The following is a 22206-nucleotide window of genomic DNA, read 5'->3' as shown; positions in this document are numbered from 1 at the left end:
GGACCCGGCGGCCGCGTGTCGTGCCGGTCGGCCGGGTTCCCCCTGCACCGCCGAGGCGTCGGGCGGGTCCGCCCCGCGGACGGGGACCATCGACTCCGCGGGGCCGGGGCCCGGGATCACGCGGGGCGTCCGCGGCAACCGGGCCCCGGGTTCGCAGCCGCGCGAGGATCGGCTGCGGTTGCTACTGCCGGCGCGTGGTCGGCATGCAGCCGCTTCCGCTCGGAGCATCGCCCGACTCCGCCCGGACCGTGCGCCGAGGCCACCTGTGTTTCCGCCAGTGGCAGCCAGCCCCAAGGCCCATTGGCGGACAGCCCCAAGGCCGGGGCACATGACGATCTGCGGCCGGAGTACTGACGTCACCCCGGCTTCTCCCGCGTCTGTCGACGGACGGTGAGCCGGCTGTCCCGGAACCTCGACCTCGCGGTGACCGGTAACGGTGAGTGAGGGCGGTCCCGGCGTCGGGGCCGGGGTGACGGGGAGTCCGCGGCGAGCGGCGGGAACCTCCGCACGCCGTGCTCCCCGCGCACCCCCGTCCACCGGCCGACGGCACTTTCACCAATCTCGGGGGATGCGCCCCACTTTGAGGATCTGTATGCTTTGCGAATCTACGCATGCTCAGCTCCTGAACCGCCCGCCTCTAAGTGATCTGCCGGCCGCTTCGGACGCCGCGGGGCATGCTCCCGCGGAGGGAGGCTGATTCCTTGCCCGCGAAGACCCTGCACTCCTGGTTCACCGACAGTGTCCGCCGAGACCCCGACCAGGACGCACTGGTCGTCGCCGGGCAACGCCTGAGTTACGCACAACTGGACGCCGTCTCCAGGGAGCTGGCCGCCCGTGTGGCTGCCGTGACCGGGGCGCGGCCGGCCCGGGTCGGACTGCTCGCCGCAGGCAGCGTGGTCGCCTACGCCGGCTATCTCGGCGTACTGCGCGTCGGGGGCACCGTGGTCCCGCTGAGCGCGGACTACCCGGCCGCCAGGAACCGCCAGGTCGTCGAACTCGCCCGGCTGGACGCCGTGCTGGCCGACGAGGGCAGGGACACCTCGCTCGCGCACGGCACCGGAGTGCCGGTGATCACTGCCGGCGAGGACGATGTGCGGCGGGCCCTGAGCGCCACTCCCACCGCCCCGGCCGACGACGCGCTCGACCCGGAAGGGGTCGCGTACATCCTCTTCACCTCGGGATCCACCGGCGTGCCGAAGGGCGTGCCGATCCGGCACCGGAACCTGGACGCCTTCCTCCGCTTCCACCTCGACCGGTACCGGATCGGTCCCGGCTGCCGGATGTCCCAGACCTTCGGCCTGACCTTCGACCCGTCGGTCTTCGACATGTTCGTCGCCTGGGGCGGCGGGGCGACGCTCGTGGTGCCCACACGCGGCGAACTGGTCGACCCGGTCGGCTTCGTGAACGACCACGCCCTGACCCACTGGTACTCCGTGCCCTCGATCGTCTCCATGGTGCGCAACACCGGCTCCCTCGCCCCGGGCAGCCTGCCGACACTGCGCCGCAGTCTCTTCGCCGGCGAGCAACTGACCCTGGAACAGGCACAGACATGGTCGGAGGCGGCACCCGGGAGCACGGTGGAGAACCTGTACGGTCCCACAGAGCTCTCCGTCACGGTGACGGCCTACCGGCTTCCCGCCGACCACTCCGCGTGGCCGAAGACCTCCAACGGCACGGTCCCCATCGGCCGCGTCCACCCGCACCTCGATCACCGGATCGATCCGCACACCGGCGAACTGCAGGTCCGCGGACCGCAGCGGTTCGGCGGCTACCTCGATCCGGCGGACAACGAGGGGCGCTTCCACGAACCCGGGCCGAACCCGGGACCGGCTCCCAGCACGCGGGCGTGGTACCGGACCGGCGACCGGGTGGCGGTCGAGGACGGCGAACTCGTCCACCTCGGCCGGCTCGATCAGCAGGTCAAGATCATGGGCCGGCGGCTCGAACTGGGCGACGTGGAAACCGCGATCCGCCAGTGGGGCGGCCTCGACGACGTGGTGGTCGTCGCCGCGCCGGGGCCGGGCGGCGAACCGTGGCTCACCGCGGTCTACAGCGGCACCGCGGCAGCACCCGCCGATCTCCGCGACCGTCTGCGCCCCCACCTGCCGGTACACATGCTCCCGTCCCGGTTCGTGCACCTGGACGCCCTGCCGCTCAACGCGAACGGCAAGGTGGACCGACAGGCGTGCGGCGGGCTGTGACGACCCGGCCGGACCACCCGGCCGCGACCACCTGCCCGCCATGGAGTTCCTCGGACCCCACTCGAACGGCAGGACGGGAAAGGAGAACCGGGGGTCACCTGATTTTCTCTGCCGCCGAGCCGACAACAGCCCGGCCTCAGTCGCGCCTGGAGGGGGAAGAGTCATGAGTACAGACGCGGAAGGACGAACAGGCCCGCTCGTCTGGCAATCACATCCGGGGAAACCGGCCACGACCCACCTGGCCGGTCCGGAAGACATCGACGAAGCCTGCCGTCACCTGACCGCGCGTCATCCGGACATCGTCGACGCACTGCACGAACACGGCGCGCTGTGTCTGCGGGGCCTTCCCGTGCGCAGCGTGGACGATTTCGCCAAAGTGCGCGACGTGCTCATTCCGAGCAGCACTCCGTACCGGGAGAAGGCGACCCCGCGCAGCGACTACGGGGGCGGGGTCTACTCGTCCACCGACCTTCCGCCGTCGCAGCCCATCGCCCTGCACAACGAGAACAGCTACACCCTTCGCTTCCCGGGGCTGTTGCTCTTCGGGTGCCTCGTCGCTCCGGAGGACGGCGGGGCGACACCGGTCGCCGACTGCCGGAAGGTCCTGGACAGCCTGCCGCCGCGTCTCGTGGCCAAGGTGCGCTCCGTCGGCTGGCAGCTGAAGCGGTCGTACTCCGACCTGGTGTCGACCGACTGGCGCACCGCCTTCTCGGCCGAGAGCGCGAAGGACGTGGAGCGCTACTGCGACGACAACCTCATCGCCTACGAGTGGCAGCCCGACGGGAACCTCCGCACCAGCCAGCTGCGCCCCGGCGTCATCCGGCACCCGACCACGGGGGCCGAGGTCTGGTTCAACCACCTGGCCTTCTGGAACGAGTGGTCGCTGGACGACGAACTCCGGGAAGCCCTGCTGGACGAGTTCGGCGCGGACGGCCTGCCCTTCAACTCGGCCTTCGGGGACGGCGAACCGCTGACGAGGGAGGACCTCCGGGCCGTCCAGGCCGCCTACGAGACCGCCACCGTGCGTCAGCCGTGGGAGGCGGGCGATCTGCTGCTCGTCGACAACATCCTGACCGCCCACGGACGCGACCCGTTCCGGGGAGAGCGGAAGATCGTCGTGGCCATGGGGAATCCCGTGGACATCGACGACTGCCGGCCCAGCACCCGCCCCGCCGCGACGTCGGCGTAGAGACCAGAGGGAACAGACATTGCGACCCACCCCGCAAGCGGAACGCCCACGCCCCACGGTCGCCGCGACCGGCGTGCCGCCCGATCCGCTGAGCCGATTCCGGAACGCGGTGCGTGAACACCCCGACCGCATCGCCGTACGGGGAAGCGACGGCGACCTCACCTTCGCCGAACTCGACCGCCGGACGGCCCGACTGGCCCACTGGCTGTCCACGCGGGGCGTCGGCCCCGGTGACCGGGTCGGCGTGCGGCTCAGGCGCGGCACCGGACTCGTCACCGCGTTCCTCGGAGTGTGGCGTGCGGGGGCGGCGTACGTGCCTCTGGACCCCGAGTACCCGCCCCAGCGGCTTGCCTTCATGGCCGACGACTCGCGGGTGCGGATCCTGCTGACCGAGGCCGACGCCGAGTTCGCACCCCCTGGGGTCGAGGCGGTCGTGCCCGCGCGGCTCGTGGACGCGTCCACCGACTCCGCCGCCCGGCAGGTCGAGGTGGCGCGCGGTGCCGCCGCCTACGTCATCCACACCTCCGGCTCGACCGGCGAGCCCAAGGGTGTCGTGGCGACCCGGGGAGGTGTCGCCCAGCTCATCTCCGCGCTCGAGCAGACCGGCGTCTACGAGGACGGCACCACGGTCGTGGCCTGGAACGCCAGCCCCTCCTTCGACGCCTCCGTCCAGCAGTGGGTACGGGTCTGCCGAGGCGACACCGTCGTCGTGCTGGACGACGAACAGCGCCGTGATCCGGACCGGCTCGCCAGGGTCCTCGAGGAGAACCTGGTGACGGTCCTGGACGTGACCCCCTCGCACTGGGAGGTGCTCCGCAGCCGTCTGCTGGCCCCCCTCTCCCACGGCCGCGGGCTCAGACTCCTCGTCGGCGGCGAACCGGTGCCCGGACACCTCTGGCGGGAGCTGGCGCAGGCGGCGGCCGACGGCGGCCCGCACGCCGTCAACCTCTACGGGCCCACGGAGTGCACCGTCGACTCGACCGCCGGCAGGATCACCGGGGAGGACCCGCACCTGGGGACGGCCCTGCCGGGCACGGACCTGTTCGTCCTCGACGCCGCGTTACGGCCGGTCGCGCGAGGAGACGTGGGGGAGTTGTACATCGCCGGCGCCGGACTGGCGCACGGGTACGCGAACCAGTCCTCCCTGACGGCGTCGCGCTTCCTCCCCAACCCCTTCGGTGAAGCCGGCACCCGCATGTACCGCACGGGGGACCTGGTGCGCCGGGGCCCCGGTGACGTCCTCGAATTCGTCGGCCGTGCCGACCGGCAGATCAAACTCCGCGGCTTCCGCGTCGAGCCCGGAGAGATCGAGTCCGTGTTGACCAGCCACCCCGGAGTCGCCCACGCGGTGGTCGTCAGCCACGGGACACACTCCGACCAGCGGGTGGTCGCGTACTACATCCCGGCGGCGGTCGCCGCCCCGTCGCCCGACCACCTCAGAAAGCACGCGGCGCAGACACTGCCGGACCACATGGTCCCCTCCGCGTGCGTGAAGGTGGACGAACTCCCGCTGACGCCCAACGGGAAGCTCGACGTCGCGGCACTGCCGGACCCCGACGCGGTGCGCCGTGAGGACGGCCCGGGCGCCGAGCCACAGGGCGAGCTGCAACGGTTCATCGCCCAGGTCTACGCGGAGGTCCTCGGCCGCGACCGGATCAGCGCCGACGACGACTTCTTCGCCCTCGGCGGGCACTCCCTCATGGCCCTGCGTCTCGTCGCCCGCCTGAAGAAGAACCTGCGGCTGGTCGTACCCGTCAAGGAGGTCTACCGGCACCCGCGGGTCCGGGATCTCGCCGAGTACGTCGAGGAGTTGGCCGCGGCGGCGCCGCAGCCGCCCCCGGACGGCCGCGGACCCGGTGACTCCAGGGACGAGGGAGCGCGGGCGTGAAGGACACCACCGTCGTCCGCCCCAGGCGGGAGCCGAAGGCCACCCGGCGCTTCGTCTGCCTGGGATTCTGCGGAGGCGGCGCCGGCTCCTACACGAAGTGGGCCGACGCCATGCCGCCCGGAGTGGAACTCGCCGCCGTCTGCTACCCCGGCCGCGAAGGCCGCTTCGTCGAGGACTTCGCCGAGGACTGGACCGGGCTGGTCGACGACGCGCTCGACGCGGTGCTCTCCGCGGCGGACATTCCCTACGTGCTGTTCGGCCACAGCATGGGTGGCTGGGTGGCCTTCGACGTCACGGCGCGGATCGAGGAGCGCTCGGGCCCCGCCCCCGCGGCCCTGGTGGTGTCGTCGGCGAACGCCCCCAGCCGCGGACTGACACCGGCCGACATGTTCCCGTCGCAGCAGGACAGCGACGAGCGGCTCACGGCCTGGATGGAGGAGTTCGGGCTGATGCCGGAGCACGTCCTCGGCGACCCGGACCTCCGGGAGATGGCGGTCGACCTGATGCGCGCCGACATCCGGGTCCGCGACTCGTTCCGGCACCGGGACGGCGCCGCCGTCAGCACGTCCCTCCAGGTGCTCACCGGCGCCTGCGACGACGTCATCGATCCCGACGCGAGGGAACAGTGGCGCACGTTGGCGAGAGGCGCGTTCCGGCACACCGAGCTCCCCGGGGGGCACTTCTACACGCCCGACGTGTGGAACGCCCTCCCCTCGCACATCACCTCGCTCCACGAGCGGACCCCGACGGCATAGGCGTGCCCAGCGGCCACGAGGAACGCACCGTCCCATCACTCGAAGGCCAGACGCCCCTGCCGCGCCTGGAGAAGGAGACGTACGCGCTGTGATCCCCCAGAGCTGCAAGATCGAGCGTTTCTTCGGACAGTGGGAGTCCGCCGTCGAGCACGTGGCCTGTGCCTCGGACGTCGACGGCCTCTCCCTGCGCGAGCTGCTGGACCTCGCCGACACCGAGTCCCTCGCCCTGTGGGAAGGACTCGAACTCGGCTACACCGAGACCGCAGGGCACCCGCTCCTGCGCGAAGCGATCGCCGATCAGTACACCAAGACCGAAGCCGACGGCGTCACCGTCTGCGGGGGCGGAGCGGCCGAGGCACTGTTCCTCATCAGCCACGCCCTCCTCGGCCCCGGTGACCACGCCGTCGTCATCTGGCCCGCGTTCGAGTCCCTGCACCGCATCGCCCCGGCCCTCGGCGCCGAGATCACACCCGTCCCACTGGACCCGGAGCACGGCTGGGGACTCGACCTCGACGCGGTCCGCCGCGCCCTGAGGCCCACCACCCGCGCGCTGTTCGTCAACTTCCCCCACAACCCGACCGGCGCGCTGCCGAGCCGTGCGGAATTCGAGGCCCTGGTCGCCCTCGGCGCCGAAGCGGGGGTCACCGTCGTCTCCGACGAGGTCTACCGCTACCTGGAGTGGGAGCCCGGTGCGACGCTCCCGGCCGCATGCGACCTGGACGAGCGGGCCGTCAGCGTGGGGGTGATGTCCAAGGCGTACGCCCTGGCCGGCCTGCGCGTCGGCTGGATGGCCACCCGGAACACCGCCCTGATGGACGCGACCCGGGCCCTCAAGGACTACACCACGGTCTGCGCCTCGGCACCTGCGGAGATCCTCTCCCTCATCGCGCTCCGGGCGCGCGACCAACTGGTCGCGCGCAGCAAGCGGATCATCCTCGACAACCTCGCGCACGTCGAGTCGTTCTTCCGGGAACGCCCCGGCGCCTTCGCCTGGGAAGCGCCGCGCGCGGGAATGGTCGCCTTCCCCCAACTGCTGCTCCCCGTCCCGGTCGACGCGTTCGTGAGCGACCTCGCCCGCGAGGAGAGCGTCCTGCTGCTGCCGGACAGCGTCTTCGACACCGCCGACAACCGCTTCCGCATCGGCCTCGGCCGCACCTCCCTCCCCCTCGCCCTGGACCGCCTGGACACGTTCCTCACCCGGCGGGCAACCGCATGACGGGCACGCTCCCGGCGGTGGCCGCCGGCAGACGTCCGCGTCCCTCGCCGGCGTCGCGGTGGCCCGGCGCGACCACCGCGGAAGGAGTCCGCAGTGACACCCGATGAGCCCGACCGGCTCGCAGCGCTGTTCCTGAGGTCGGCACACGACGCACCGGAGCGCGTCGCGATCCGGGACAGCGGCGGCTCGTGGACCTACGCCGAGGTCGCCGCGGCGGCAGCCGGCCTGGCCGGCCGGCTCGCCGCCGCCGGGGTGGTGCCCGGCGACCGGGTCGGGGTCATGGCGGCGCGCCGGGCCGGCGGTCCGGTGGCGATCCTGGCCGTGCTGTGGAGCGGGGCGGCCTACGTGCCGATCGACCCGGGCTGGCCGGCCGCGCGGCGCGCGGCGGTCCTGCGCGGCGCGCGGGTACGGAGGGTGGTGGCGGTCGACACCGCGCACGACACGCCCGAGGACGTGCCCCGCACCGACCTGACGACGCCCGAGCTGCTGCGGACCCGCGACGCCCCGCCGTCCTCCCCGCGCTCCCGCCCGCACCCGGGCGCCGCCTATGTCATCTTCACGTCCGGATCGACCGGCGCGCCCAAGGGCGTCGAGATCCGGTCGGCCGCCGCGGCCGGGCTGGTCGAGTCGGTGGCGTCGCTGATCGGAATGGGCCCGGACTCCGTGTTCGTCGCGCTGTCCTCCTTCGCCTTCGACATCTCGGTGTTCGAGATATTCGCCCCGTGGGCGGTCGGCGGGGAACTGGTCGTCGTCGCCGAACTGCAGGTCCTGGCGAACCGGCTGGGCGCGCTGCTGCACGCGCCGGGCCGGCACGTCTTCTGCCAGACCACGCCGACGGTCCTGGAGCACCTTCTCCAGGCCGGGCTGGAGCTTCCGGCGGGTACCGTCCTGCTGCTCGCCGGGGAACGCCTGCGCCGGTCGCTGGTGGCCCAGGTCGCGCACACCGAGCAGGTGTGGAATCTGTACGGCCCCACCGAAGCCACGATCTACACGACCGCGCACGCCTGCCTTCCCCTGGACCCCGACGACCCGGAGCCGGACCTGCCGATCGGAACCCCGGTCAACGGCGCGGTGGCGGAGGTCCGGCCGCTGTCGGAGACCGCGGGGGAGGTCGGAGAACTCCTGATCGGCGGACCCGGCGTCGCCCTCGGCTACCTCGGCCGACCGGACCTGACCGCGGAGCGCTTCCAGGACGGCGGAGCGCGCTATGCCACCGGCGACGTGGTCCGGCGCAGGCCCGACGGCCTGCTGGTGCACGCCGGACGGCTGGACCGGCAGGTCAAGATCCGGGGCAACCGGGTCGAACTGGACGAGGTGGAGGCCGCACTCGCCGACCTGGTCGGCCACGGCCGTGTCGCGGTCCGGATGGACGCGCACCGCGTGGTGGGCCCCCACCTCGCGGCGTTCGTCGCCGACCCCCCCTGCGACGTCGTGGAACTGCGCCGTCGGCTGGCCGGCCGCCTCCCCGCCTACATGGTGCCCACCCGCATGTACCAGGTACCGGAGATCCCGATGACCAGCAGCGGCAAGACCGACCACAGCGCCCTGCGGGCCCCGGAGGAGACCCGTGTCTGGGACGAAGCGGTGTTCGAGACGCTCTCGAAGCTGTGGGAGCGGCATCTGGGCGCGCCGGCGGCGCCCGACGGCAACTTCTACGCCCTCGGGGGGCGTCCGCACACCGCCCGGCGGATCGCGACCGGGCTGGCACAGGCCCACGACATCGAGGTGGACATCGCGTTGATCGAACAAAACCCGGTGTTTTCCGACCTCGCCGCAACGGTGACCGAGCTTGTTCGAATGTCGGCGCCGCGTGCGGAGAAGGGGTGTTCCAAAAGGCTCGGAGAGTCCGGGTGACCAGACCGATCGGCTGTGAAATCGAAAGACGTTCCAGCATCCCTGAGCAGGGTCAACTCCATTGCGGCGCCGGATGGTCACTCGTTACTCTGGCCGCTGCCGACCGGCAACTTCTCATGGGTGCGGCGTCTCGGCTACCGAAGGGATCGAGCTTTCGATCATGCAACGGATTCCCGCGCTCGGCCCAGAAGAACTTGACCACCGGTCGGCGGCCAGATTCATTCTCTCGCTCCTCGGAAAACAAAAGGCCGCCACGCTCTGGGGCGCGCTCACGGCCGCCGTATGGATGACCAGCCAGGCCCTCATCCCGTTCGCGATCGGCCGCGCGATCGACAGGGGCATCGCCCGCGACGACAGCGGCGAAGTGGTCTGGTGGTCGACGGCCGTCCTGCTGCTCGGCGTGATCAGGGCGACGACCGGTATCGCGTTCTACCGGCACTCGATCATCACGCGTACCGTCTCCGCCTCCTTGACCATGCGCATGGTGACGCGGCACATCACGCGGCTCGGTGCTTCGCTTACCCGACGGCAGGACGCCGACGACCTGATCGCCACCAGCACCTCGGACAGCACGACGATCGGAATCGGCCTGCTCTACGCCGGCCGGATCCTGGGTGCCGTCGCGGCCGTCACGGCCGTCACGGTGGCCATGCTCACGGTCTCGGTCCCTCTGGGACTCCTGGTACTCGTGACCGTCCCCGTCCTCAGCGGACTCAGCAGCCTGCTGCTGCGCCCCCTGCACCGGCACCAGGACACCTACCGCACCCTCCAGGGGCAACTGGCGGGACGCGCCATCGACATCGCCTCGGGGCTGCGGGTCCTGCGGGGAGTGGGCGGCGAGCGGCAGTTCGCGGCGCGCTTTCGCTCCGACTCGGCACGGTTGCGTGTCGCGGACGTCGGTGTGGCGCGCGCCGAAGCCGACTTCGAGGCGGCACGGGTCCTCGTACCGGGTCTGGTCACCGTGATCGTCACGTACACGGCGGCTCTCTTCGCGCTCGACCAGCGCCTGACCATCGGCCAGGTCATCGCGTTCTACGGCTTCGCGACCTTCCTCGCCATGCCGCTCACCGACTTCATGGAGGGGACGAGTCAGGTGACGCGGGCGCTGGTGGCCGCCCGCCGGGTGACCAAGCTGCTGAACGTCGAGCCGCCGCGCAAGGCGGACACGCCCGGGACGTCCACCCCCACGCCGCAGAACCGGGGCAAGGTTCCCCTGGTCGACCGCGTCTCGGGGCTGGACGTGCCACCGGCGACGTTCATGGCGGTCGCCTGCGCCGACCCCTGTGACGCCGACGCCCTGGCCCGTCGCCTGGCTCGCTTCGAGGACTCCGGCGATCCCGCACTGGGCGGCGAGCCGTTGGCGTCGATGCCGATCTCGGTGGTGCGGTCACGGATCCTGCTGGGTCTGAACAGCGACCGGTTCTTCGCGGGCACCATCCGCGAGGAGATCGCACCGGCCGGCACGCTCGACACGGCGGACATCACCGCCGCCCTTCGGATCGCGTGTGCCACGGACATCATCGACCCTCTTCCCGACGGTCTCGACACCCGGATGACGGGCCGCGGCAGAACCTTCTCGGGCGGTCAGCTGCAACGCCTGCGACTCGCCCGGGCACTGCTGGCCGGCGCCGAGTTCACGGTACTCGTGGAGCCGACCAACGCCGTCGACGCGTACACCGAGTACCGCGTGGCGGAGAATCTCGCCCGGTTCCACGAGAACCTCTCGGAGGGGCGGAGCACCGTCGTCTTCACTCTCAGTCCGCTCCTGCTCCAACAAGCGCACCGGGTCGCCTACGTGGAGGACGGCCGTGTGGTCGCCGCAGGGACCCACGACGACATACTGGAAAGTCACTCGGCATACCGGACGTTGGTGGCGCGTGACGACGCCTCACAGGTGGGGACATGAAGGTTCGTACACTGCCGGTCGCCGATGTGAAGTTCGTTCGCCGCTTCCTCCGGCAGGTGGCGCACCGGCACAGAAGAGAACTGGCCCAGGTCCTGGCCCTGTACGGCGTCGCCGTGGGCAGCGGCCTGGTCGGCCCCCGACTGCTCGGCGCACTCGTCGAGGACGTGCGGGACGGCACGACCACGGGCCACGTGACCGCCGTCGCGGCCGCGCTCGGCGGGTTCATCCTGCTGCAGGCGTTCCTGACCCGCGTCGCCTTCCGGGCAGCGGGCCGACTCGCCGCGACGGTGCAGGGCGAGATCCGGGAGAAGTTCGTCGACGACGTGCTCGCGCTCCCCCTGGCCGTCGTGGAGCGGTCCGACGACGGCGACCTGGTGACGCGTGCCTCACAGGACGCGGACACCCTGCGGCACGCCATGCAACTGGCGGTACCACAGGTCACCGAGGCCGTGGTGTGGATCGTCCTCAGCTTCGGCGCGCTCGTGCTGGTGTCGCCCCTGCTGTCGCTCTCCCTTCTGGTCATCCTGCCGCCGCTCGTGATCGTGAACCGGTGGTACCTGGCCAGAGCACGCTCCGGCTTCCTGCGCGAGGCCGCGGCCTCCTCCGTCATCACCGAGGGACTGGACGCCACCATCCAGGGCGCGGCCACCGTCGAGGCGTACGGCCTGCAGGACCACCGCGTCCGCCGCGCGGAACGGGACACACAGGCCTGGTACGAGGCGATGGGGTACACCCTGCGCCTTCGGACGGTCCTCTACTCGGTCGAGGAGTTCCTCTTCACGCTGCCGTTGGCCATCGCCCTCCTGCTGGGCGGGTACGCCTACACCCAGGGCTGGGTCGACCTGGGCCAGGTGACCGCGGCGACCCTGTACATCCTCCAGTTGATGTTCCCTCTGGAGACGCTGCTCGACTGGGTGGGGACGCTCCAGCAGGGCAGCGCGTCCCTGGCCCGCCTGCTCGGCGTCGCGGATCAGTCCGGGCAGGAGGACGGCCCGTCCGGGCAGCGGCCCGCCGGGCACGGCGACATCGACCCGGCGGACCTCTCCGCTCGCGACGTGCGGTTCGCGTACGACGACGGGCCCGACGTCCTGCACGGGGTCGATCTCGCGGTGCGCCCCGGCGAACGGCTCGCCGTCGTCGGGCCGACCGGAAGCGGCAAGTCGACGCTCGCCCGGTTGCTGTCCGGGACGCACCCCCCGCGCACGGGCGAGGTGCGGCTGGCCGGCATCCCCCTCCAGGAACTGCCGCACCACGAGCTGCGCAAGCACGTCGTGCTGGTGAGCCAGGACCAGTACGTCTTCGGCGGCACCCTTCGCCAGAATCTCGAACTGGCCGCCTCCGACACCCCGCAGGACTCCCGGGCCCAAGGCGATGACGCCGCCTTCTGGCGAGCCCTGGAGACCGTCGGCGCGCACCAGTGGGTGGACGCGCTCCCGGAGAAGCTGGAGACCACGGTCGGCGTCGGCGGGGAGGAGCTGACCGATGCGCAGACCCAGCAGATCGCGCTCGCCCGCCTGCTCGTGGCCGACCCGAGCGTGCTGATCCTCGACGAGGCGACCTCCCGGATGGACCCGGGTTCCGCCCGGCAGCTGGAGCGGTCGTTCGCGGCCGTACTGGAGGGACGCACCGTGATCTCGATCGCCCACCGGCTGCACACGGCCCGCGACGCGGACCGCATCGCCGTCGTGGAGGACGGACGCATCGTCGAGGTCGGTTCCCACGAGGACCTGATCGGCCAGAACGGCGCCTACGCCCGACTCTGGTCCAGCTGGGTGTGAGCCGCCGCCACCCGTGCGCGCCGGGGCGGTTCCGGAACCGCAGGCGACCGCCCCGGCCTACCAGCCGTTCTTGTGCGCGCGGGCCTCGTACAGCAGGACCGACGCGGACACCGACACGTTCAGCGAGTCCGCCGACCCCAGCATCGGTATCCCCACCCGCTGGAACCCGGCGTCGTACCACGGCTGCGAAACGCCGAAGCGCTCACTGCCGACCACCAGGGCCGTCCGGCCGCCGTAGTTCAGCGTGCGGTAATGGGTGCTGTCGTCGGTGTCCGCGATGTAGACCCGGAATCGATTCCGCTTGAGCCACTTTATGGCGTCGCCGACCTCGTCGAATCCGAGGGACGGCACCTTGATGCTCATTCCCTGGCTGCTGCGCAGCACTTTCGGATGCGTCATGCGCGTCCGGCGGTTCGTCATCACCAGGCAGTCCGCGCCGCACGCGTCCAGGGTGCGCAGCAGTGTGCCGAGGTTTCCGGGGATCTCCAGCGCGTCCGTGACCAGTACCAGGGCGTCATCGCCGAACGCGAAGGAATCCGGCTCCCAGTCGGGTAAGCGCGCTATCGAGACGAGCCCGTCCGGGTTCGGCCGCTCACCCAGTCGCGCCAAGGTCTTCTCGGATATCTGATAGGCGTGCCGAGCGCGCTCGGCGAGTTCCGCCGCCCGCTTCTTCGCCTCGTCGGAGTAGGCAGCCGCGGGACACCACAGGAAGGTCTCCACCGAGACGCCGGTATCGAGAACGAGATTGTTCTCGAACAATCCTTCCGCGACGAACAAGCGACGGGGGATGCCGGTGCGGTTGTTCCGGATGTCCCGGACGAGGTGCGCCGCCGGATGCTGAAGCCCGATCTGTTGCAGTTCCATGTCACCGCTCGCGTTCGGCCCTGTGGAAGTGTGTCTCAAAGATACCCGCGCAATGGCATATCCACGCCCCTCGTATCACCACCGTCGCGTGCTTCCCCGTACCACCGGGCGCCGGCGCGCTCCCGTCACGCACCCGCCCAACCCCCTTTGTCCGAGCGGGTCTTGTGCTGTGCAGAAATGCCTGCGTACGATGGCGCGGACCCAGCGGTCTGCCAAGACACGCGGAAGGTTGCCAACCATGCCGGTGCAGGAGCAGGACGTCTCCCGAATCTGGGCGGACGTGATTGGAATCCCGGAAGCGGACGTCGACACCAACTTCTTCGATCTCGGCGGACATTCACTACTTCTGATGGAACTCGCCAGTCGGCTCAATCAGCAACTGGGTATTGATACGGATGTCCTCGTGCTGATGGAGTATCCGACGGTCGCGAAGTTCACCGCTCACTGGAACAGCGTGGAAGAGCTCGTCGACGGTAATCGCTGACGGGGAGTCCGCGGCGTCTCGATCGATCCGTACGGGTCCTCTGCCGTGCCGCCGGTCCGGCACGCTTTCTCGTTCCCGAATACCGACGGGTGGAGCACCTGCCGGTGACGGACCACGGCAAGGCCGACACCGCTGCGTTGGAGGAGTACATGGGCGTGGGCGAGACCGAAGCGCAGACCGACGACACCGCTCTCGACGCCATCGAACAGCGTCTGGTCTCGATCGTGCGCCGGACCTTGGACGTCCCGTGCACGCCCGAGGACAACTTCTTCGCGCTCGGGGGCGGTTCCCTCGACGCGCTCGACGTCCTCGCGCGCGTGCGCGCCGAGTTCGGGGTCCGCGTGCGGCTCCGTGACTTCTTCCGGGCAGGCACCATCCGCGAACTGCGCCACCTGATCGGAGACGTGGGTTGACGACCGACAGCACGGACCCGACGACGTACACGCTTCCGATCGGCCCGCTCCAGGAGGGCATCTGGCTCTTCTGGCGGCTGAATCCGACGAGCCCCGCCTACAGCATGCCGGAGGTCTTCCACTTCGACGGCGACTTCGACGTCAAGGCGGCGGAGTTCGCCTTCAACGAGGTCATCCGCCGCCACGAGGCCCTGCGGACGACGTTCCACGAGTCGGAGTCCGGCGTCGTGCAGGTCATCGCCCGTGATCCGGAACCCGTCCCGGTCCACGTGCTGGACCTGCGCGGGCTGCCGGCGGCCGTGCGGTCGGAGCGGCTGGGATCGGCCCTCGACGCGGCGTCGAACCGGCCGTTCGACCTGTCGGCCGAGCCGGCCATCAGGCTCACCGCCGTCCAGGTGTCCGAAAACCGCACCTCGCTGGTCCTGGTCGCTCATCACATCGTGTGCGACGGCATGTCGATGACCGTCGTCCTCGACGAGTTCGGCGAACTCTACCGGTCCGCGCGCCGGGGGACCCCGCCCGCTCTCGGTCCGGTCCCACCCGGCTACAGCACCTTCGTGACACGACAGCTGGCCGCACCCGCCGACGGCACCCTGACCGAGGAGTCGGCGTACTGGCGGGAACGGCTCACCGGCGTCACCGGCAGCGCGCTGCCCGGCGCCGGCCACACCGTCACGCGGGCTCCGGACGCGCTGGACACCTGCATGGTGTCCGTCACGCTCGACGACGGGCTCACGAAGGCGCTCCGGGACCACGCGCGCCGCGCCGGTTCGACACCGTTCTCCATCCTGCTGTGCGCGATGAACGTCATGATCGCCGCCGTCACCGGTGACGGTGACGAGGCGCTCGGAATGGCCACGAGCGGCCGCACACCCGAGTTCGCCCGCACCGTCGGCATGCTCGCGAACATGATCGTCGTCCGGTCGCGGATCGACCTGTCCCGCACGTTCGCCGCCACGCTCGAAGAGGTGGCCCTGGACCTCATGGACGCCATCGACCACCAGGACCTGCCGTTCAGCAGAGTGGTCGCCGACCTGCACGACGCGGGGCCGCAACCCGGCGCCGGCGTCGTGCGCATGCTCTTCTCCGCAGGGGCCACCGGCGGCCTGGAACTCGGCGAGGGGCGGCTGTCGGAGGTGGTGTCGCGCACCGTGGAGGGACCCTTCGACCTGGTCGTGGACTGCGACATCAGCGCGTCCGGTGTCGCCCTCGACTGGGAGTACGCGCTGCGGACCTACTCGCACGAACTCGCCCGGGGCTACTGCGCCGCGTACCAGGAGATCCTGGCGGCGTTGCTGCACCGGCCCGACGTGCCGATGGACTCGCTCGGCCTGACCGGGATCCTGGACCGTGCCGCCCCGCTCCCGCGTGGTGACGCGCCCGCCCCCGGCGCCACGACCCCCGAGGCCCCGCCGCGTCTCGCGGAGGACGGACTCACCGACGTCGAGGAAGCGGTCGCCGCCATCTGGAGCGAGGTGATCGGCGTACCCGTCGACTCGCCGCACGACGACTTCTTCGAACTGGGCGGTCACTCGCTGCTGGCGGGCCGGGTCGTCGCGTCGGTGCGCAAGCACCTCTCGTCCACCGCGTCCCTGCGCCTGCTCTTCGACCACCCGCGGTTGCGCGACTTCACCTCCTGTCTGGGCGTCGGAGCCGACGCGGACGGCGTGCCGCACGCCCTTGACGGTGCTTCCGCGCCGCGACCGGCCGGGCCGGCATGACCGCGTGACGGCGGTCCGCCCGAGCGGGGCGCGGGTTCGCGGACACGACGACGGTTCACGTGAGGAGCAGCAGATGCAGGAGCCGTTGGCCATCGTGGGCATGGCGTGCAGGGTTCCGGGCGCAGCCGACTACCGGTCTCTGTGGGCCCGCGTCGAGGCCGGCGCGACGGGCATGGTGGAGGTCGGTGAGCGGGACCGCCGGCGCGAGGGGGTCGTCCTGGACCCGGCGGTCCGCAACCGGTATGTACCCGTGGCCGCGCCGCTGGACGGGTACGACGAGTTCGACAGCGCCGCGTTCGGACTCAGCGCCGGTGAGGCCGACGGGATCAACCTCAACCACCGCGTCATGATGGAAGTCGTGCTCGAGGCGCTGGAGGACGCCGGCTGCGACCCCCTGCGGTACCCCGGGAACATCGGTTTGTTCGCCGCCGGAGGGGGCGCCTCACCGATCTCGGTCGTGCGGCGCGCCGGGGACGACCGGTACGGCGACGCCACGAGGCCGCTCAGGCTCTCCGAGGCGATCAACTGGACGGCGCTCCTCGACAACGATTTTCTGGCCACCCGGATCGCCTACCCGCTCGACCTGCGCGGGCCGTGCCTGACCGTGCAGAGCGCGTGCTCCGGCTCCCTCGTCGCCCTGCACCTCGCGAGCCGGAGCGTCCTCAGCGGTGAGTCCGACACGGCCGTGGCCGGCGGCGTGAACATCGAGCTCCCGCACCGGGTGGGCTACTACCACCAGGAGGGCGGCGTCTGGTCCGCCGACGGCCACTGCCGGCCGTTCGACCGTGCCGCCGACGGCACCATCACCGCGAGCGGCGCGGGCGCGGTGGTGATCAAGCGCCTGGACCGGGCGCTCGCCGACGGTGACGCCGTGCACGCCGTCATCCGCGGCAGCGCGCTCAACAACGACGGCAACCGGAAGGTCGGCTTCACGGCGCCGAGCGTGAACCAGCAGAGCCTGGTCATCGGTGCGGCGCTGGCCGCCGCGGGGGTCGACAAACGCGACATCGGCTACCTGGAGGCGCACGGCACCGCCACCGCCATCGGAGACGTCGTCGAATGGGCGGCCGTCGAACGTGCCCTGGGCCCGGACGGTGTGCGCTGCGCGATCGGCGCGACCAAGGCGAACGTCGGCCATCTCGGCGCCGCCGCCGGCATCGTCGGCCTCATCAAGGCCGTACTCGTCGTCGCGCACGGCCGGATCCCCCCGGTCGCGAACTTCGTGGAGCTCAACCCGCGGATCAGACCGGCGAGCGACCGGCTCTACGTGCCCGACGGCCGCGGCGTGTGGGAGGAACGCGGCGTGTGGGAGGACGACGAGAGGCCGCGCCGGGCCGGGGTGAGCTCGATGGGGATCGGCGGAACCAACGCGCACGTCGTACTCGAGCAGGCGCCGGTCACCGAAACACCCGACGAACCGCGCGAGCACGTCTGCGTCCTGCCGGTCACCGCCGCCTCCGAGCGCAGCGTCGAGGACACCACCGACCGCGTGGCGCGGTACGCCGCGGACCATCCGCACCGTCTGCGCAGCCTCGCCCACACGATGCGGACGGGCCGGCGCGTCCTCGCCCACCGGGAGGCGATCGTCGTCGCCAGGCGCGACGACGGGATCACCACGTGGCGCACCGGCAGCCGCCTCGCCGAGCGGGACCACGACAGCGCCCTCGTCCTCCCGGGCCAAGGGAGGCCGGCGGGAGACCTGCGCGCGGCCGAGGCCGGGATCGACGGATTCGCGGACCTGCTCACCGAGGCGCTCCGGTGTCTGCCGGCCGAGGCCCGGCCACTGGTGCGAGGGCTCCTCACCGGGGCGCCCGAGACCGCGCCGGAGCCTCTGCTCACCGAGCTGGCGGTGCTCGTGCAGTCCGTGACGATCGCGAGGTCGCTGCTCGCCGACGGCCTGCGGCCCCGGTCCCTGTGCGGATTCAGCCTGGGCGAGGTCGCCGCGGGCGTCGTCGCCGGCGTGTTCGACCTGACCGAGGCCGCCGCGGTCCTGTCGGAGCGGGCGCGGATCCTGAAGGGCGCCCCGGCGGGCGGCATGATCCGGGTCCGGCTCCCGGAGGCGTCCGTCACCCCGTACCTCGGCGCGGGTGTGTCGCTGGCGATCGTGCCCGGCGCCAGGGACTGCATGCTCAGCGGTGAGAGGGCCGCCATCGACGCGGTCGCCGCCCGGCTGCGCGGCGACGGCATCGCCGGTGTCCGAGTCCCCGTCGCGCACCCCTACCACAGCGCGGTCCTGGAGGACGCCGTCGCGCAGTACACGGCGGCCTGGTCCCAGGTCGGCCTCCGGCCGCCGGAGATCCGGCTGATGTCACCCACGACGGGCGACTGGCTGGACGAGGAGACGGCCCGCGACCCCGGCTTCTGGGCGAGCCATCTGGTCCGGACGGTCCGCTTCGGCGACGCGGTGCACAGGCTCCGCGCGAGCGGTACGGACCTCGCCCACGTCCTGGACTCCGAAGCCGGTGTCACGCTGTTCGTCAGGGAGGTGTTCGGCGCCGACGCGCCGGCCATGACCACCGGCGGGCAGGCGGGCTACGACGCGTTCTCCCGGGCCCGGCTGCTGGCGTCCGCGTGGTCGGCCGGCCAGGACGACACCGCGGTGACCACCGGGGAGACCGGCCGGGGGAGCGGCGCGGGCGCACCCGTGACGCTCGTCCACGCTCCCACCTACGCGTTCGACCGCAGCGCTCGGAAGGAGCAGCCGCCCATGCCGACGGAAGCACAGCCGACTCCCGGCGCCGTCCGGCCGGCCCCGCCGGCCGAGGACCGTGTCCCGGCCGAGGCTCCCACGCCGGTCCTGTCGCCCGCCGACGCGGTGAGGATCGAGAGCGGCGTCCGGAACATCGTCGCCAAGCTCGTGGGGTGCGCACCGCAGGAGGTGGAGCCGAGCGCCTCCTTCATCGAGCTCGGGTACGACTCGTTCCTGCTCATCCAGCTCGCGGACGCGCTGTCGGCGGAGTTCCGGACCGACATCGACGTGCGGCTGCTCTTCTTCGACCTGGACTCCTGCGACGGGGTGAGCGCACACCTCAAGGGGCTCGTTCCACCGCTCGGCCCCTCGGCGCCGGCCACCGCCGTGGGCCCGGAGCCGCCGCGGGCACCGGAGCCGGCCCGGCAGCCCCCGCGTCGCACGCCCGAACCCGCCCCGGACGCCGCCCCGGTGCCTCCTCGGGCGCCCGGAGGACCCGCGGCCACCACCGTGCCGGAGCCGCCCGGTGCGCGACGGTCCCGGCAGGCCGTCACCGCGGACCGCACCGCACCCCTCCAGGCGGAGACCGAGTGGGCCCGGCGGACCACGCTGTCGAAGCGCATCACCGAGGAGGACCGGTTCGCGCTGGCCGACCAGCGCAACCTGATCTCCTCCCGCAAAGGACGCCGTGAGGCGAGCTACCCGGTGGTCGGGGCCCGCGGGAAGGGCGCCCGTTTCACCGACGTCGACGGGCAGGAGTTCCTCGACCTCTGCATGGGCTTCGGTGTCCTCATGCTGGGACACGCGTCGGAGCCGCTCACGGCCGCCCTGCGCGCGTTCGACGCCTCCGACCTGCTGATCGGCCCTCAGTCGTCCACGGCCGGCGACGTCGCCCGCGGCATCGCGTCGCTGACCGGCGTCGACCGGGTCGCCTTCACCTCGTCGGGGACCGAGGCGGTGATGGGCGCCGTGCGCGCGGCGCGCGCGAAGACCGGCAGGAGACTCGTGGCGCAGTTCTCCGGGTCCTACCACGGCACGTTCGACGGCGTGCTGGTCGCGCCCCGGGCCGGCGGTGAGCGGGGCGAGACGACGCCCCTCGGCCGGGGTACGCCGGCCTCGATGGTCCAGGACGTCATCGTCCTGCCGTACGACGACTCCGCGATCCCGGTCCTGGAGTCCTACGGTGATCAACTGGCCGCGGTGCTGGTCGAGCCGGTCCAGAGCCGACGCCCGGGGTACCAGCCCGCCGGACTGCTGCACCACCTGCGGGCGTTCACCAGCGCACACGGCGCCGCCCTCGTCTTCGACGAGATCATCACCGGCTTCCGGTGCCACCCGGGCGGCGCCGCCGCGTACTTCGGTGTGCGGCCGGACCTGGTGACCTACGGCAAGGTGATCGGCGGGGGCATGCCCATCGGCGTCATCGCCGGGGACGCGGAGTTCATGGCGCCCATCGACGGCGGTCGCTGGCGGGAGGGCGACGTCGGTTTCCCGCAACGGCCGAGCATGGTGTTCGCCGGCACCTTCAGCAAGCACCCGCTGACCATGGCGGTGGCGCAGCAGATGATCCTGCACCTCAAGAAGGAGTCGCCCCGGCTGCAGACCTCGCTGGCCGAGCGGACCGCCGACCTGGCCGGGAGGATCGACGCCCACGCGTCCGCCCACGGCCACCCCCTCAGGGTCGAGCACTTCTCGTCCCTCTTCCGCATCGACGTCGGCGGCTCCCCGCTGGCCGAGGACATGTTCTTCCTCGGGCTCCTCAACCGCGGCATCTACGTGTGGGAGGGGCGCACCTGCTTCCTCAGCGCCGCGCACACCGAGGCGGACTGCACGCGGATCGTGGAGGCCGTGGCCGAGACGGCGGCGGAAGTGGCCTCGCGGGGCCTGTGGGAGAAGACCCGCGCGCCGCGCGTACCGGCTCCCGCGCCCGAGGTGTCACCACCGGCGGTCGTCGGTGAGGCCCCGTTGACCGACGGCCAGAAACTGATGTGGCTGGCCGCCGAGTTGGGCGGTGAGCTCGGCCAGTCGTACCAGATGTCCGAGGCGGTGCGCGTCGAGGGGACACTGGACGCGGAACGGCTGCGGCGGGCCGTCGAGCGGGTCGCGGAGCGGCACGAGGTGATGAGGACGGGCTTCGACGAGGACGGCGTGGCCCAGATCTGCGTCGCACGCGCCGTTCCGGGACTGGCCGTCAGCACCCTGAGCGACGCGTCGCCGGGCGACGTGGAGGCGCTTCTCGACCGGTTCGCCCTGCGGCCGACGGACATGTCGGTGCCCTCACTGTTCCGGTTCCACCTCGTCCAGACCGGCGACGCGGCGTTCCTCCAGGCCACCGCGCCGCACGCGGTCGTCGACGGCTGGTCGTTCGAGGTCCTGTGGTCGGAGCTGTCCGCCTGCTACCTGGGCGGCGAGGCGGGCGACGCCCTGCCCGAACCGGCCGGCTTCCTCGAGTACACGCGGTGGAAGCGCGCGGACGAGGACGCCCGGTACGAGGCGCACGACACCCTCTGGCGGGCCCGGTTCGACGCGGCCTGGGGGTCGGCCCGGCTCAACGGGGGCACGGGACCCTGGAAACCCGTCACGCACGTGCACGCCCTTCCCCCGGAGAGCCTCGCGGGCCTGCACGACGTGGCGCGGTCCAGCGGATGCACCAGGCACACCGCGGCCCTGGCCACGCTGGCGGTGGCGTCGTCGCTGCTCACCGGCGCCGAGCAGTTGGTCGTGATGGCCCACCAGACCGGCCAGCCCCGCCACACGGACAAGCCGCTCATGGGCTTCTGCGTGGACCTGCTGCCGGTGATCGTCGACCTTCCCGACGACGGCACCCTGATCGACGTGGCGAAGGCCGTCCAGACGCAGATCCTGGACGGCTCGGACCACACCTCCGGTCTGTACCGCGTGCTGCAGCACAAGCGGTACCGCCGCCTGCCGACCGGCCTCGTCGCGTTCAACTACGAGGTGCAGGGCACCCGTTCGCTGTTCGGCACCACCGCCTCGCCGATGGTCCTGGCGCGCCGGACCATGCCGTGGCCCGCGATCGTGACCGTCGAAGAACACGCCGACGGTGTCGAGATGATCGCCGAGATCTCCGAGGGCAGCGACCTCGCACCGTCGGCGTCCCGACTGGCGGACCGGTTCGAGCAGGTCCTCTCCACTCCCGCCGCACCGCTCGGAGAGCTGCGCCGGCCGTGAGCGCGCCGTGGCCCGCACCTCCCTCGCCCGCGGCGGCCGAGCCCCGCTCCCGAAAC

The 22206-nt window shown here is 71.8% G+C and carries 13 protein-coding genes; 12 read left to right on the top strand and 1 reads right to left on the bottom strand.

Annotated features, from left to right (window positions below; translation table 11 throughout):
- Positions 1-701: 701 nt before the first annotated feature.
- The 8 genes from KUM32_RS34930 to KUM32_RS34895 all read left to right on the top strand — a co-directional run bounded on the left by KUM32_RS34930 (position 702) and on the right by KUM32_RS34895 (position 12787).
- On the top strand, positions 702-2201 hold the full coding sequence (locus tag KUM32_RS34930; RefSeq protein ID WP_254406546.1) for an AMP-binding protein: 1500 nt from the start codon (positions 702-704) through the stop codon (positions 2199-2201).
- A gap of 163 nt (positions 2202-2364) precedes the next feature.
- Complete coding sequence (locus KUM32_RS34925; protein WP_217145931.1) at positions 2365-3390, top strand: TauD/TfdA family dioxygenase; 1026 nt, start codon at positions 2365-2367, stop codon at positions 3388-3390.
- 109 nt (positions 3391-3499) lie between these two features.
- Entirely contained in the window at positions 3500-5278 is a 1779-nt protein-coding gene (locus KUM32_RS34920; protein ID WP_308408796.1) for a non-ribosomal peptide synthetase, read from the top strand.
- Positions 5275-6033, top strand: a complete 759-nt coding sequence (locus tag KUM32_RS34915) for a thioesterase II family protein (protein WP_217145929.1) — start codon at positions 5275-5277, stop codon at positions 6031-6033. The genes KUM32_RS34920 and KUM32_RS34915 overlap by 4 nt, the downstream gene beginning before the upstream one ends.
- An 88-nt stretch (positions 6034-6121) precedes the next feature.
- Positions 6122-7249 (top strand): aminotransferase class I/II-fold pyridoxal phosphate-dependent enzyme, encoded by a 1128-nt coding sequence (locus tag KUM32_RS34910; protein WP_217145928.1) that lies wholly within the window; start codon positions 6122-6124, stop codon positions 7247-7249.
- A gap of 93 nt (positions 7250-7342) precedes the next feature.
- Entirely contained in the window at positions 7343-9103 is a 1761-nt protein-coding gene (locus KUM32_RS34905; RefSeq protein WP_217145927.1) for an amino acid adenylation domain-containing protein, read from the top strand.
- A gap of 286 nt (positions 9104-9389) precedes the next feature.
- Positions 9390-11009, top strand: coding sequence for an ABC transporter ATP-binding protein (locus KUM32_RS34900; protein WP_217145926.1), 1620 nt, complete (start codon positions 9390-9392; stop codon positions 11007-11009).
- Positions 11006-12787, top strand: coding sequence for an ABC transporter ATP-binding protein (locus KUM32_RS34895; protein ID WP_217145925.1), 1782 nt, complete (start codon positions 11006-11008; stop codon positions 12785-12787). Before KUM32_RS34900 ends, KUM32_RS34895 begins: the two co-directional genes overlap by 4 nt.
- 57 nt (positions 12788-12844) lie before the next feature.
- Here the strand turns inward: KUM32_RS34895 and KUM32_RS34890 are convergent, their stop codons facing one another.
- Complete coding sequence (locus KUM32_RS34890) at positions 12845-13651, bottom strand: RNA methyltransferase (RefSeq protein WP_217145924.1); 807 nt, start codon at positions 13649-13651, stop codon at positions 12845-12847.
- Between the two features lie 238 nt (positions 13652-13889).
- Here KUM32_RS34890 and KUM32_RS34885 point away from each other — a divergent pair, with 238 nt between their 5' ends.
- The 4 genes from KUM32_RS34885 to KUM32_RS34870 all read left to right on the top strand — a co-directional run bounded on the left by KUM32_RS34885 (position 13890) and on the right by KUM32_RS34870 (position 22150).
- Positions 13890-14135, top strand: coding sequence for an acyl carrier protein (locus KUM32_RS34885; RefSeq protein WP_217145923.1), 246 nt, complete (start codon positions 13890-13892; stop codon positions 14133-14135).
- Positions 14136-14239: 104 nt separating this feature from the next.
- Entirely contained in the window at positions 14240-14548 is a 309-nt protein-coding gene (locus KUM32_RS34880; RefSeq protein ID WP_217145922.1) for an acyl carrier protein, read from the top strand.
- Positions 14545-16269 carry a condensation domain-containing protein gene (locus KUM32_RS34875; RefSeq protein ID WP_217145921.1) on the top strand — a complete coding sequence of 575 codons (1725 nt, stop codon included), beginning with the start codon at positions 14545-14547 and terminating at the stop codon, positions 16267-16269. Before KUM32_RS34880 ends, KUM32_RS34875 begins: the two co-directional genes overlap by 4 nt.
- Before the next feature lie 73 nt (positions 16270-16342).
- Positions 16343-22150, top strand: coding sequence for a type I polyketide synthase (locus KUM32_RS34870; RefSeq protein WP_217145920.1), 5808 nt, complete (start codon positions 16343-16345; stop codon positions 22148-22150).
- Positions 22151-22206: the final 56 nt, after the last annotated feature.

Source organism: Streptomyces sp. AC627_RSS907 (genome assembly GCF_019049165.1).
The sequence above is the reverse complement of the archived record's forward strand: the minus strand, read 5'-3'. Positions and strand labels throughout refer to the sequence as shown.

What these genes read in the sequence shown, in the direction of transcription:
- KUM32_RS34870 (WP_217145920.1), top strand. Translation starts at nt 16,343, where the DNA reads ATGCAGGAGCCGTTGGCCATCGTGGGCATGGCGTGCAGGGTTCCGGGC.
- KUM32_RS34890 (WP_217145924.1), bottom strand. Translation starts at nt 13,651, where the DNA reads ATGGAACTGCAACAGATCGGGCTTCAGCATCCGGCGGCGCACCTCGTC.
- KUM32_RS34900 (WP_217145926.1), top strand. Translation starts at nt 9,390, where the DNA reads ATGACCAGCCAGGCCCTCATCCCGTTCGCGATCGGCCGCGCGATCGAC.
- KUM32_RS34895 (WP_217145925.1), top strand. Translation starts at nt 11,006, where the DNA reads ATGAAGGTTCGTACACTGCCGGTCGCCGATGTGAAGTTCGTTCGCCGC.
- KUM32_RS34885 (WP_217145923.1), top strand. Translation starts at nt 13,890, where the DNA reads ATGCCGGTGCAGGAGCAGGACGTCTCCCGAATCTGGGCGGACGTGATT.
- KUM32_RS34925 (WP_217145931.1), top strand. Translation starts at nt 2,365, where the DNA reads ATGAGTACAGACGCGGAAGGACGAACAGGCCCGCTCGTCTGGCAATCA.